Below are 13689 nucleotides of genomic sequence, written 5' to 3'. Positions count from 1 at the left end.
GGCCCGTCCCGATCATGCAGGGCCGTCATGCACCCAAGCGTGGGCCGCCGGCGTTGGTCTTCTCGTAGCGGGTGGCGCGCGGATACCGCGTCTGCGCAGGCGGTCGCGGAGTCCACCGACACGGCCCAGGCCAGGTCCTCGCCCGCGTCGGCCCCGGCCACGGGCCACCGGAGCGGTGAACACCCGCTTCCACGTGCCGTCGACCGCCCACATCCACAGCCGGTTGCAGACGCCCCGCCAGTTGCCGTACTTCTCCGGCAGATGCACCAGCCGGGTCCCGGCGTGGAACTTGAAGGCGATAGCGTCGATCACCTCACGATGGTCCTCCCAACGGCCACCCCGCCTCGGTGTCCGGTCCGGCAGCGACTGCTCGATTCGCGCCCACTGCGCATCAGTCAACGACATACGCAGACCAACGATCAGATGATCCGAACGAAATGGTCTGGCGCGCGAGGCGGAGGCCGGCCGCGTCGGTAACCGGCAGCCGGCCCGGGCCGAAATCTTTGATTCTCTGCGAGCCCTCAGGTCAGCCGGTCTCTGCCGCGGGGCAGTTGACGGGCTTTGACGGAAGGGCGCCCTGCATCAGGTACTCGGTCACCGGCTCGTCCACGCACCTGTTGTTGCTCGACGCGTACTGTGTGTGCTTGTGGTCGTCGACGGATACCAGCACGTCGCCGAGCCGCTGGGCCATCGCCACGCCGCCTTCGTACGGGGTCTGGGAGTCCCTCTTCGCCTGGATCACCATCCCGCGGGGGTAGCCGTCACGCTCGATGTCGGTCGGGGCTTCGGGAGGTGTGAAGGAACGGAAGGCAGGCGGCAGGGGGAGAGAGCCCATGGGGCCGAACCCGTAAGGGAGGCGGTCACGGTTCTTCCTGACCTGCTCACGATAGGTTTCGATGTCTTGCGGCCACTCGCCCTCGGCCAGGATCGTGTACGTGGCGTCTTCGACCACCTCACGCCCGGCTGCCGCCTTCGGAACGGGCGGAACCTTGCGGAACCGCTCACCGCTGCCGGCCGACTTCAGCCCGGCTACACGTTCCCCTAGCTCCTGCCACTTGGCGACATCTTCAGCATCGAAGCCCAAGAACGCGTCGAAAGTGTTCCGGTCCCAGCCGCCGGCGGGATGCCCGGCAAGCCGTGACGACACCGCCTCCACCGTCGCCATGACCTCGGAGACCGACGCCCCCAGCCCGAACGTCTTGTCGCGCTCCGCCGCCCAGCCGGCCCATTCCTCGACAAAACGCCGTGCCGCCTCCGCCTTCCATGTCATATAGGCATAGCCTGTTTTATCGGGATGCATCGAGGAATCAAGAACGCTCCGGTCGAGTCGGGAGGCGAACAAGCTTCCATAGACGGCTCCGAGGTAGGTGCCGTAGGAGTACCCGACATAGTTGATCCGCCGCTCCCCCAGGGCCGCGCGGATCACATTCATGTCCCGGGCGGTGTTACGGGTGTTGAAGTATTTGCGGCGCTGCCCGTCCAGCTCGTCGCATGATTTCTCGAATTCCTTCGCCCAGGCCGCGAAGTGATCGAAGTCCTTGCCGGTCGGCCGCGACGTGATGTCGGGCAGATCCAATTTCGCACACCGCAGCGGCGCCGACTTCCCGACGCCCCTGGGGTCGAATCCGATGAGGTCGTAGGAGGCATTGAGCGGAGTGTTCTTGAACTGCTCCTTGGGGGCCGACTTGCCGTACCAGTCCGTCAGCCCTGACCCTCCGGGGCCGCCCGGGTTGTAGAACAGGACGCCTCGCCGAGCCTTGCTGTCCGTTGCCTTCTGGCGGCTGATAGCCACAGATATGCGTTCGCCGTCCGGGTGGGAGTAGTCCAGGGGGACCTCAACGGACGCGCACTCGACTTCCCTGTCGAACGAGCAAGGGCTCCAGCGGATCTTCTGCTCGTAGAACGAACGAAGATTCCGAGATTGTTCCGGCACCTCGGCGCCCGCCGGAAACACGGAACCGACTGCCGCGCCCAAAATGCTGACGCCAATGGTGACGGTTCGCCTGAAGCGGGAGTTTCTTAAATTCATCATGGTCTATAGCACCTCAATGTGGTCTCCGGTCTCCATTTCCGTTGGGATGCTACATCGAACCACGTCGACAAATATGACGAACCGTTGACCGTCCCATGTCGAGTCAATGACACGGCAACCTACCGAAGCGCCCCTCGTATCGAGCCGGTTCTGAGAGGAGTTCCGTCAGTGGCACCCTGCGGATTCATGACTGTCCTGGGTTGTTCGCAGAACTCTCGCAACTGGTGAATGATGAGAATCACGCAGCGTCCAGCCGTGGCACCCCTACAAGCAGAGTGCTGCGGTTCAGGTGGATTCGGCGATATGGACCGTGCCGACGCCCTGGCCCATGAAGGTGGCCAGGTTCTGGCCCTCCCCCTCCAGTTCTCGGTACATTGGTCCGGGTGAGGCGGCGCAGGGGGCTGATCGTGAGGCGGCGGTCGCCAGTGATCCAGGTGGCGGCGACGCGGCCGCAGATGAGGACGGCGCGTTGGCCAGCGCCGACGGCCCATTGGTCCGGCGCCGACGAGACGACCACCTCAGCCAGAGGCCCGGCACGGCCCGTGCCACTCACCGGCCCCCCGACCGGCACCTACCACCCGCGCCGAATACCCACTGGTGCGCGAACGGCAGGACACCGACGGCGGGGCGGCGTCAGCAGGGCCCGCTGCGGGTGAGAGGCCATCAGGAAACGGCACCGGGCTGCCGAGCGCAACGCGCGTTGGCTGAACATGACACCAACATTCCCGATCCATCACCCGCACCGCCGGGTACCGCTCCGGCTTCGTCCTCACGGGCCATGCCCCGGCGCACTACCATCCCCAGGCCTGGCCGGGTACCTGACACATCCCTGCTGGCTGCCGTCTCGCCAGTGCCGGTAGTTTCGCCCTGCCTCCGCAACACGTCCCGCCCCAGGTGCGGTGAGGCTGCTCGGCCGTCTACAGCCGAGTCCGTACGACTCCCCTACCAGGAGGTTGTGTTGAGCGTCCAGCATCCATCGCGTCGAACACTCTTGAAATCAGCCGGCGGGCTTTCCGCCGCAGCGGCTCTCGGCTTCGGCGGTCTCCTGGCCTCGGCCTCGACGGCCAGGGCGGCCGACGACGGATTCGGCCTGCGCATCGTGGACCGCAACGAGAGCGATCCCCGCATGTGGTACTACCGGTTCCAGACCGCCGAGATCGGCTGGAACCCCGGCCCCGCGGTCAATGTCCTGCTCCCCGACGACTACCACACCAGCGGACGCACCTACCCCGTCCTGTACCTGCTCCACGGCGGAATGCAGGACTTCATCACCTTCGACACCCTCCACGTACGTGACTGGACGGCGGGCAAACCCCTCATCGTCGTGATGCCCGACGGCGGCCACACCGGCTGGTACTCCAACCCGGTCAGCTCCCTGGTCGGCCCCCGCAATTGGGAGAGCTTCCACCTCAACCAGCTCGTCAAATGGATCGACGCGAACTTCCGCACCTACGCGGAGTTCAACGGCCGGGCAGTCTCCGGCTTCTCGATGGGCGGCTTCGGCGCACTGAAGTACGCCGCCAAGTACTACGGCCACTTCGCCTCGGTGAGCGCCCACTCGGGCCCGGCCAGTCTCCGCCGCGACGGCGGCCTGGTCGTCCACTGGGCCAACGCGACCTCGGCCCTGGACCTGGGCGGCGGCATGGTCTACGGGGTGCCGTGGGACGAAGCGCGGGTCACCGCCGACAACCCCGTCCAGAACATCGAGCGCTACCGCGACAAGCGCATCTTCCTCGTCGCCGGCACCAGCCCCGACCCGGTCGACTGGTTCAGCCAGGTCAACGAGCCCCAAGTGCTCGCCGGGCAGCGCGAGTTCCGCTCCTTGCTCGACGGCGCGCACATTCCGTACGAGGCCCACGAGGAACCCGGCGGCCACATCGTCCGCCCCGACATGATGATCCGCGACATCGACGGCATCATCGACCGCCTGCGCAAGGCATAACGCGGTCTCCCGCCGGCCTGGACCGGACGGCTCTTGATCTGCGCGCGCAGCGGTGGAACCGTCCGACGCTCACCGGACAGCGCCGCATCGGCTCCCGCGAGCGGGCCGACTGCTGTGACGAACGTGTTGTGCGCGGCCCGAGCATCGGATGTGTTCGATGATCGGGTCGGCCCGGGTTCAAACGGCGCACCGAGGCGGAGCGCACGACCGTGACCGTACTGCTCACGGAGACCGCCGAGCGCTGCGTCCGGCTCCGGAAACGCCTTCTGGCCTTCTCGTCCGACACGCAGGGGACGGCTGGGTGGACCTCCCGGTGTTCGTCAGACCCCTACTACTCCGGCACAGGTCGCGCGGTCAGCGCGATGGTGCGCTTCGGATCGCGGGACGCTGGATGCTGGACGCGGCAGACGGCACAGGTGAGTTCGCTTCCAACTGTCGCCAGTTGGCCCGCCCGGTCTGGGAATCGCTGCTGAGGGCCGCCGGCCAGGCGGAGCCCTGGGTGTCAGGGGCGTCCGTTTGGATGAGCACGTGACGGTCTATGACGTAGCTCGCCAGCTGCCCTCCATCGCCGGCCTGCGGAACCTCTGCCGCTCGCTGGCAATGCTCAACGCAATCCTGAATCCGGACTGGGAGGGCAGGTACTACTCCTTCGACGCCGGCTGGTCCGACGGCGAGGAGATGGCCTCGATGCGCAACGGGTCGGGCGACGAGTACTCCATCGTCTTCTCGGCGGCCGGGGCCTACGTCCGCGGCTTCGACCACGAAGCACCGATGAGCCCGTACGCCGACGACGGGGAACCCTGGCCGGGCGTGCTCGACGAGGTCCCGGAGGTCTTCCGTCGCTTCGTCGAGGAGCCGGCGTTCACCGACGAGGACGGCGTTCCCGTCGTGACGGCCTGCCTGTGGCGGGAGGCGACGGACAATCGCTGGCAGCACGGCGTGATCGACTTCCCCACCGGATGCTCCGACCCCGACGGGGCCACAGGCCTGTTCACGATCCTGACCGACCGTTCGCCGGAAGCGTTCCAGCGCTTCGCCGAGGACCACTACGAGGTACCCGTGGACCTGAAAGCCGTCCGCGACGTGTATGACCTGCGGTTGCTGAGCCAGAAACTCGTGTCATCACTGAACCCGGAAGTCACCCTTGCGGAGCTGGACGAGGACATCACCGAGATCGGCTACCCGCAGCAGGCCCGGGAGGAGATCTGAGCTGCAACTGCCGCTGCTGGTACCCCTCTCAAGGCCGCCACGAGCCGATCCGAAGGCCCCCGGAGGTGTCGGCCGGGGCGCTTACCACTCGTGGACCGGGTGCGTAGGGTTCGAGCGGCCCGGGAGTTTGCGCGCCGGGCCGCACCCGGCCGCGCGGACGACGCGAGCCGGTGCCTTGTGACCGCGTACGCCGTGCTGTTCGTGCTGTTCGCCGTGACGACCGGAGCGCAGATGTACTTGCCTGGGCGGCCTGTACATGTGCCTACTGGCGGCCGGGGCCGTGGGACTCGACGGGTGGCCGCACTCCCGACCGGACCAACTGCGCGGTTTGATGGTCGGAACGGCCGTCTCGGCTGCGCTGTTCGCCGTGATCGTGCTGCCGGTACTGCCGCCCTCCGATGCGGCGCGGACGTACGGCATCAAATCGAATGCGGGAAAATCCCTGGGCTGGCGCCAACTGGTGGACACCGTGCGGCAGGTACGGACCGGGCTCCCGCCCGAGCAGCGCGCGAACGCGGTGATCTTCGCGGAGGACTACGGCGAGGCCGGCGCCATCAACGAACTCGGCCGCGATACCGGGTTGCCCACCGCCGTGAGCGCCCACAACACCGACTGGTGGTGGGGGCCCGGCAACCCTGACGCCACGACCGTGGTGGCCGTCGCCCCCGGTCCCGACCACGCCCCGAGTACGCCGCCCATCTGCGCCAGTACTTCCGGCACGTCCGCGTGACCGGCTCCGGGGCCAGGTCGAAGGCCGCCGCAGCGGGGCCGGCCTTCACAGGCGTGGCCGCCAGGACGTGCAGGGCGCGGACATTCGCGCCGCGCGCCTTCTCGTTGGCCACCACGATCAGCTTCGGCGCGCTCCAGCGCAGCTGCGTGCCGCAGGCCAGGGCGTCGGGACGACGTCCTGGCAGCCGGTTTCCGCGTCGAACGCCGCGCCGCACCCGGGGCCAGTCGGCCTGTACGATCGACTACAAGTGCGGATGCCTTCGCCACTGGATCGACTGCGACTGCCCATCCGTCGGCTGGCCGGACGGCACACCTGGCCAAGAATTCCTCGGGGAAGCAAGCTGCGGAGGCGGTGAATGCATCACATTCCGCCTGCCTCACGCGGGGTACATAACACTCGCCCCCTCCTACGGCTTCCCTGCCGGATCCTGGTACCTGACCACCAAGCCAGTCGACGTCCCCGAGCCGCCTTCCACGCCGCACGGCGAAGACTTCCCGCAAAAAGACCTTGGTATCGCACGGTGGATGGGGAAGGTCATCTCATTCCTCGGGCGGTAAGGACGACCCGGCCAAAACCATAAGAGGTCGGTCGAGAATGGTGAGCGCTTATCGAGCCGTTGCTGCCCCGGCACCCGCGCCGGTACCGCTAGCGGGGGCCGTCCAGTTTGGTCATCCCCTCGGGGAACAACCGGGGATCCCTCGGATCAACCCAGTCCAGTCCGAGGCTGCCGGTCAGCACCGGCCAGTCGTACCTGTCGTCCACCCCATCCGGCCGGCGCAGACACCGGCCCTCCTCCAGCGCCGCGGCCATCTCCTCCAGCCAATCGGCGAGCGGCCACCCGTTCGAAGCCGGCGGATACGGATCGTCTCCGAGGTCGACCGACCAGTGCCCCAGCCCGCCGTAGGAGGGGGCGCCCCTGCGCGCGTCCACGTACCAGCCGGCCCAGATGTCCCCGGCGGTCCGCGCGAACGGCAGAAGCCCCTCCTCCCGCTCCCAGTCCTCGGTGTGAGTCCGGTACTCATCCACCAGCTGTTCGAGCGACAACATCGTCTTGCCGGACGGCAGAATCCCGGCTCCATGCCCCTCGTCCACGCCGTCGTGAATCCGGTACCACGCGGCCAGCGCCGCCGGAAGCTCCACGCCCATGGCGGCCCCCGCGGCCACGATCTCCGCTTCGCCGACCGGCGGACGCAACAGGGCAGCCGAAGCCGGAGCGTACGCGCGCAGCCACGCCTCGACCCGCCCCCACGCCGCCTGCAACCGTCGTATGTCGTCAGGCATACCGGTCACCGTATCGGCCGGCCCTCGCCCGAAGGCCAGTAGGCAATCACCGCATCGACGCTCTCCGCCCAGCACCATCAAGCGTGTCCTCGGCCTCCAGGAGCGGATGCGGTCGGCCGCGTCGGTGCGGCGCGGGCAGCGCCCGACCGGACACTCCCCGCCCTCGGCGCCGTCGCCAGCAGCCAGCAGTCAGCAGCTGGAGGCGATATCAGGTGCGGGGAAAGCCTCGCCCCCGCACAGCCGCTCAGCCTCAGCCGCTCGGCCGCTCAGCCGCTCACCACGCCGAGCAGGACCCGGACCGTCTCCGCCATCGACTCCCGGCCCTGGGCGATGTAGGGACGGGGGTCGGTCAGGTCGGGGCGCTGTGTCAGTGTCTCGCGGATCGCGCCGGTGAACGCGATGTTGAGAGCGGTGCCGATGTTGATCTTCACGATGCCGGCCTGAACGGCTTGTCGCAGATCGTCGTCGCCGACGCCCGATGAACCGTGCAGCACCAGGGGTACGGGCACGGCCTCCCGGAGTCGTTCGATCAGCGCGTGGTCGAGGGTCGCGGAGCGTTCGGTCATCGCGTGGCTGCTGCCGACGGCGACGGCCAGGGCGTCCACGCCGGTGTCCGCGACGTAGCGCGCCGCCTCCTGCGGGTCCGTGCGCACCCCGGCCGCGTGGGCGCTCGCGGGAGCGTCGGGCTTGCCGCCCACGTAGCCGAGTTCGGCCTCCAGCCACAGGCCCGCGCCGTGGGCCCACTGGGCCGCGGCACGGGTGGCGGCGAGGTTCTCGGCGTACGGCTGCGCCCCGGCGTCGAACATCGCGGAGGAGAACCCCGCGTCGGCCGCCGTGCGCAGCAGCCGCATGTCCGTCACGTGGTCCATGTGCAGGGCGACGTCGACGTCACAGGCCTTGCCGACCTCGGCCGCGGCGCGCGCGATCGGCTCGACCCGGCCGCCGTGGAACCGTACGGCGTTCTCGCTGATCTGGAGGATCACCCCCGGGGCGCCCGCGGCGGCCGCGCCGGTGGTGATCGCCTCGGCGTGCTCCAGTGTGATCACGTTGAACGCCGCGACGGCCCGGCCCGCGGCGGCGGCCTTCGAGACGAGTTCGCGCGTGGGAACCAGGGGCATGAAGGTGTCCCCTCGCTTTCATATCGGTTCGGTGGGTACGGGCCGGTGTCGGCCCGTACCGCTGCGTGGTTCGGCCAGGGATCTGTGGGCGGTCAGGACTTCTGCGAGGCCGGGGCGGGACTCGCGTCCGCGTCGTCGTCCGCCGCGCCCGGTGCCGCAGTGTTCTCGCCGTTTTCGCCGCTCTCACCGCTCTTCTCGTCGCTGTAGACCATCAGGGTCGAGCCCGCGAGGGCCAGCACGATACCGAGGGCGCCCCACACGTTCGGGAGCGTCTGGTAGACCGCCAGGGACAGCACGATGGTCAGCACCGGGGCCAGCGCGTTGGTGATGGGGGCGACGACCGTGGCCTTGCCCCGGCTGAACGCCATGACCAGGAACAACGCGCCGACCGCGTTGAGGACCTGCGTCACCGCGGTGAGTGCCGGCGCCTGCCACGGAGCGCCGGACGGGAAATCGCCCATCATCACGAACGCCACCGGAACCAGCAGCAGTCCGCTGATGGTCATCCAGCCGAAGGTCGTCGCGTCGTTGACCCCGACCACCGCGGCCTTGCGCATGCAGAACGCCTGCACGCCCCAGGCGACACAGACCAGGATGGCCATCAGCAGCCACGGGCCGTGCGAGTTCGAGTCGTCCTTGCCGCTGGGGATGGCGAGCAGCACGATCGCCGCCAGCGCCGCGACGACGCCCACCAGGGCGAGCCGGTTGATCCGCTCCCGCAGCAGCGCCATCGCCATGAGGACGGTGATCACCGGGGAGAGCGACACCAGGGGGAAGATCAGGTACGCCGGGCCGTTGGCGAGCGCGTGGAACAGCAGGAGTTGGCCGCCGGCGCCGGTCAGTCCCGCGATCAGTCCGTACACGGCGGCGACCGGTCGGCGGTCGAACTTGTTGCCGCGCATCGCGAAGTACGCGGGAATGAGCATCGTGAAGGCCCAGATGATGTAGATCATCTCGTTGGGGTAGCCGTATCTGCTGTTCGGCTCGCTGGAGAAGGCGCCCCACACACCCCAGAACAGGACCAGCAGCGACGCGTACAGGATCCAGCTCTTCTTGCCTCTGTTCATCGGTCTTTCCCTTCTGAGGCAGAGATCCCGGAGGCCATGCGCAGCGCGTCGAGCGCGGGCTGGTCGAGCGGGGTTTCAGCGATTTTCGCCGCGTACAGGGCGGCGCCTACGACGGGCTCGTACAGAGGGCGTCGCAGTTCGTAGTGGTCGAATCGGTTCTTCAGTCCGGTGGCGAACGCCTCCAGAACCGCGTCCGCGCCGAAGGTGCCGCCCGAGTAGGAGACCGGTACGGTCTCGTCCGGGCCGAACTCCAGCCGCTCGCGGGTGACTTCGACGAGCAGGGCGAGTTCCCGGCCGGCCTCGGCGAGAATCGCCGAGGCGGCCTCGTCGCCCAGAGCGGCCGCCTCGGCCACCGAGCGGCTGAGCGCGGCGATCCGGCCGCGGTCGCCCTGCCACTGGTTGTGGACGACGTCGATCACGTCGAGGTCGGACGCGAGATCCAGGTGGCGCCGGAACACCTCGGCCAGGGGGCCCTCGGGGAGCCGTCCGTCGCCCATCCGCGAGAAGGCGTTGAGGCCGCGGACCGCGATCCAGTGCGCCGATCCCTCATCGCCGAACATCTCGCTCCAGCCGCCGACGCGCACGCCCCGGCCCAGCCGCTCGCCGTAGGTCATGGAGCCGGTGCCGCTGATGACGTTGATGCCGTCGACCGCGCCCAGCGAACCGGCCCAGCCGCAGACCATGTCGTTGTCGCAGGCGTAGCGGCCGTGTCCGAGCACGGCTCGCGGGGTCGCGTTCAGGACGGGCAGATCGCGGGCCGCCTCCCCGTAACCGGGCAAGCCGAAAAAGGCGTACTCGATGTCGGCGGGGGTCAGCTCGGCCGCCGCACAGACCGCGTCGACGCCCTCCCCCAGCACACGCTCGACGAGCCCGATGCCGTGGGAGAAGTAGTACGAACTTGCCGCCTGCGCTCGCGCCACGACTTGTCCGCCCCGGTCGACCAGGCAGAATGCGGTTTTCGTACCGCCACCGTCGACACCTAGGAACATCGTTGTACCTCCGTCCGGCGCCCTGGATCCGCGCCGTTGCTGCCTTTGATCAGTTGTGCAGGGAGTGCAGGGTCACGCCCTGCACGACGCGGTTGACCTCACCCGAGGGGAACGGGTCGTCGGCCCGCAGGCCCCGGGCCTGGGCGGCGCGCAGGGCGATGAGCTGGGCGTACACCACAGCGGACAGCGCCAGGGCGACGTCCTCGACGCCGTCGAGGCCCGGCAGCGGCCAGGCGTCGTCGCCGTCCGCTTCCGTGCCGGGGCCCGCGGAGACCGTGACGACGCTGCCGGCGGGAAGATTTCCGCGCAGCTCCGCGGAGATGTCCTGGTCGTACTTGCGGGTGTACGGGTCGTTCGACATATACACCACGGCGACCGAACGGTCGTTGAGCACCGCCTTGGGGCCGTGCCGGAATCCCAGCGAGGTCTCCGAGACGGCCATGAGCCTCCCGCCGGTGAGTTCGAGCACCTTCAGCGCCGACTCCTCGGCGAGGCCCTTCAGCGGGCCGCTGCCCAGGAAGACGATGCGCTCGGGCTCGCGGGCCACGAGGGCGCCGACGGTGCGGTCCACGGCGTCGCTCTCGCAGATCGACTCGACCGCCTCGGCCAGACGCTCGGCGACCCCGTCGTAGGCGCTGCCGCCGAGAGCCAGCAGTGCCGCGAGCGTCATGCACGTGAAGCTCGACGTCATGGCGAAACCGCGGTCGTTGGACGCGGCCGGCATCAGCAGCACGTGGGACTGCGGCAGCTCTGCGTGCTCGCGGGCCAGGCGGCCCTGCTCGTTGCAGGTGATCACGAGGTGGTGCACCTCGGTGAGGACCTGGTCGGCCAGGGCGGTGGCGGCCACGGACTCCGGGCTGTCACCCGAGCGCGCGAAGGAGACCAGCAGCGTGGGAACGTCCTCGGCGAGAGCGCCGCGGGGGTCGGCGACGAGGTCCGTGGTGGCGACCGCGTCGACGCGGCGTCCCAGGCGCCGGGCCAGGGCGGGCTGGAGCACCTGGCCGGCGAACGCGGAGGTGCCGGCGCCGGTGAGTACGACGCGCAGGTCACCGCGGGCGACGAGCGGACGCACGAAGGCGTCCAGCGACTCCCGGGAGGCCGCGACGATACGGTCGACCTCCCGCCACAGGGCGGGCTGCTGGGCGATCTCGCGGACGGTGTGGGCGGCGCCGTCGTCCAGGGACAGGGTGCCGGAGGGCGTGGTCACACGTGCTCCATCAGGTGGGGGTGGGAGGCGCGGTCGTAGTCGCGCAGAACGTCGCGGACGTGGTCCACGGCCAGGTCGCGCGGCCGGGCAGCGAGCTCGCCGTGGCGGACGCGGGCGTACTGGAGTGGGAGGTGGGCGCTGAGCAGCGGCAGGGGGATGTCGACGGCCGAGAGGTTGTCCAGCAGCCGGGCCTGGGCCTTTTCGATCTCAGGGTCGGGCCAGTAGTAACGCATCCGGTCGCTGTAGCTGTATCGGCGTGCGAGGCGCCGCTCGGCGGCGCTGCCCGGGTAGTAGTCCTCCCACTTGGCGGGCTCGGCGAGCATCCGCTCCTCGACGACCTCGGGAAGGCGTGACCGCTCGGCGGCCGGGACCAGCTCGTCCTCGATCGCGGCGAGGGCGAACAGCGCCTCGCGCAGGGCGAAGGTCAGCCCGGGGCCCACCTTGAGGACCGCCCAGTGGTCTTCGACCAGCGCGGTGAGCGCCTCGGCGGTCTGGTAGTCGGTCGAGTGGGCCTCGTAGACCATAGTGGGTTCGTCGTCGAGGACCTTGCGCAGTTCCTCGGTCAGCTCGCGCCGGTAGTCGACGACCTGCACATGGTCGAACTCGACGGCCGGCTGGACCACGAGGGCCATGACGCGCGGCCAGACCTCGTCGATGCCGTGCTGGGCGAACGCCTTGCGGTGCTGCTCCAGAGTGGTGCGCGCCGCCTCGGGCGTGGTCGGGACGAGCGCGTCGAGCGTCTCGTGCGCGCCTCCGGGGGTGGGCACCTCGGTACCGATCACGTACCGGATCCGCTCGGCCCGCTCGGGGCCGGCCGCCTCCTCGGCGACCCGGATCAGCCGCGCGGCGCGTTCGGCGACCACGTCGTCGGTCAGCGGTACGGGGTCGCCGGCGCAGGCGAAGCTACAGTCCAGGTGGATCTTGGTGAAGTCCGCCGCCACGTAGGCGGCGACCAGGGCGTCAGCCCGGTCCATCGCCTCGTCGGGCGTCAGGGACTGCCACCGGTTCGGTCCGAGGTGGTCGCCGCCGAGAATCACGCGGTCCAGTGGCAGACCGCCTTCGGCGGCGATGCCGTACACGAGGTCGCGGAAGTCCGCGGGCCGCATGCCCGTGTAACCGCCGTACTGGTCGACCTGGTTCGAGGTCGCCTCCACCAGTACATGACCGCCACTCTCCCGTGCTTGCACCACGGCTGCCTCGATGACCAGCGGATGAGCCGAACACACCGAGGTGATGCCCTGCGGCTGTCCGGCCTTCTGACGCCGGACCACCTCGCTCAATGGGCTCTGCATTGCCAACCCCTTACTCAACGTCCATCTCAAGCCAATATGCCGTCATGGCCTGCGGCTTATTTTGGACAGTACTGGTATTAGTTGGGGTCGTCAATAGTCTTATTCTGGTATGCATCTGGTATTGCATGGCCGTACCGGCAAACCGCGGCGATCACCCAAGTCCGGTTGGCGATCGTCCGAGCCCAGCCGATGATCGTTTGAGTCTGGTCGGCGATCGTTTAAGTCTGGTTGGTGATGGAGGCCCGGAAGCGGTAGCGGTCCCCCCGGTAGACCTGGACGGTCAGTTCGATCGGGCGTGATTCCTGGTTCGACGTCAGCTGGGTCGCGACGAGCATCGGCATGGTCTCCCCGATCTCGAACAGCTCGATCTCCCGTGGCGTCGGGTGGCGGGCCTCGACCGAATAGTCGGCGACGCGGGGCAGCTGCGGCGGGTCGGCGGCGCGCAGGGTGGCGTAGAGCGAGGCCGTGGTGAAGTCGGTCTCGGCCAGGGCAGGGCAGGCCGCCAACGGAAGTCGGTTGTGTTCGAGCACGACGAGCAGACCGTCGAGGAAGCGCAGTCGGTGGAGGTCGAAGAGGTCGGCGCCCGGAGCGATCCGGAGCTGCTCGGCCTCGGACATCGTGGCCGGGCGAACGGTGGCGGAGAGCACCTTGCCGGCCGTCGTCAAGCCGTTGACCTGCGCATAGTCGGCGAATCCCTGGACCTGCGGGGCCGCCGAGGCGGCCGTCGTCGCCGCCGTCGCCTCGGGCGCGCCTGCCGCGGGACCTGCCCTGCTGCGCGCCGACCAGGTGTCCCTGCTGGTGCCGGCGCTGACGGTGGTGGCC

The 13689-nt window shown here is 69.0% G+C and carries 12 protein-coding genes; 3 read left to right on the top strand and 9 right to left on the bottom strand.

Annotated elements, in window-relative coordinates:
* Positions 1–12: 12 nt before the first annotated feature.
* Both ACFU99_RS13870 and ACFU99_RS13865 read right to left on the bottom strand, forming a co-directional pair.
* Positions 13–405, bottom strand: a complete 393-nt coding sequence (locus ACFU99_RS13870; protein ID WP_384390506.1) for a transposase — start codon at positions 403–405, stop codon at positions 13–15.
* A 121-nt stretch (positions 406–526) separates the two neighbouring features.
* On the bottom strand, positions 527–2032 hold the full coding sequence (locus tag ACFU99_RS13865) for an alpha/beta hydrolase (RefSeq protein WP_384390503.1): 1506 nt from the start codon (positions 2030–2032) through the stop codon (positions 527–529).
* A gap of 958 nt (positions 2033–2990) precedes the next feature.
* On the opposite strand from ACFU99_RS13865, the gene ACFU99_RS13860 reads away from it, so the two are divergent.
* The 3 genes from ACFU99_RS13860 (at position 2991) to ACFU99_RS13850 (ending at position 5913) form a co-directional block, all read left to right on the top strand.
* Positions 2991–3974, top strand: coding sequence for an alpha/beta hydrolase (locus tag ACFU99_RS13860; RefSeq protein ID WP_384390501.1), 984 nt, complete (start codon positions 2991–2993; stop codon positions 3972–3974).
* 528 nt (positions 3975–4502) lie between these two features.
* Positions 4503–5183, top strand: coding sequence for a hypothetical protein (locus tag ACFU99_RS13855; protein ID WP_384390509.1), 681 nt, complete (start codon positions 4503–4505; stop codon positions 5181–5183).
* A gap of 328 nt (positions 5184–5511) precedes the next feature.
* Positions 5512–5913, top strand: a complete 402-nt coding sequence (locus ACFU99_RS13850) for a hypothetical protein (protein ID WP_384390498.1) — start codon at positions 5512–5514, stop codon at positions 5911–5913.
* 645 nt (positions 5914–6558) lie between these two features.
* Here the strand turns inward: ACFU99_RS13850 and ACFU99_RS13845 are convergent.
* From ACFU99_RS13845 to ACFU99_RS13815, 7 genes are all read right to left on the bottom strand, one after another.
* The gene (locus ACFU99_RS13845; RefSeq protein ID WP_384390496.1) at positions 6559–7194 is read right to left on the bottom strand and encodes an SMI1/KNR4 family protein; all 636 of its coding nucleotides are present in this window, start codon (positions 7192–7194) and stop codon (positions 6559–6561) included.
* A 266-nt stretch (positions 7195–7460) separates the two neighbouring features.
* Positions 7461–8312: a ketose-bisphosphate aldolase gene (locus tag ACFU99_RS13840; protein ID WP_384390493.1), complete on the bottom strand. Its 852-nt coding sequence runs from the start codon at positions 8310–8312 to the stop codon at positions 7461–7463.
* A 92-nt stretch (positions 8313–8404) separates the two neighbouring features.
* Positions 8405–9379, bottom strand: a complete 975-nt coding sequence (locus ACFU99_RS13835; protein WP_384390491.1) for a DMT family transporter — start codon at positions 9377–9379, stop codon at positions 8405–8407.
* Entirely contained in the window at positions 9376–10368 is a 993-nt protein-coding gene (locus ACFU99_RS13830) for a BadF/BadG/BcrA/BcrD ATPase family protein (RefSeq protein ID WP_384390488.1), read from the bottom strand. The genes ACFU99_RS13835 and ACFU99_RS13830 overlap by 4 nt, the downstream gene beginning before the upstream one ends.
* 49 nt (positions 10369–10417) lie before the next feature.
* On the bottom strand, positions 10418–11575 hold the full coding sequence (locus ACFU99_RS13825) for an SIS domain-containing protein (RefSeq protein ID WP_384390486.1): 1158 nt from the start codon (positions 11573–11575) through the stop codon (positions 10418–10420).
* Complete coding sequence (locus ACFU99_RS13820; protein ID WP_384390483.1) at positions 11572–12867, bottom strand: D-tagatose-bisphosphate aldolase, class II, non-catalytic subunit; 1296 nt, start codon at positions 12865–12867, stop codon at positions 11572–11574. Before ACFU99_RS13820 ends, ACFU99_RS13825 begins: the two co-directional genes overlap by 4 nt.
* 218 nt (positions 12868–13085) lie before the next feature.
* On the bottom strand, positions 13086–13689 hold a 604-nt coding region (locus ACFU99_RS13815), incomplete at its 5' end, for a UTRA domain-containing protein (protein WP_384390480.1).

It is taken from the genome of Streptomyces sp. NPDC057654, from assembly GCF_042800135.1.
Lineage (GTDB): Bacteria > Actinomycetota > Actinomycetes > Streptomycetales > Streptomycetaceae > Streptomyces.
The sequence above is the reverse complement of the archived record's forward strand: the minus strand, read 5'-3'. Positions and strand labels throughout refer to the sequence as shown.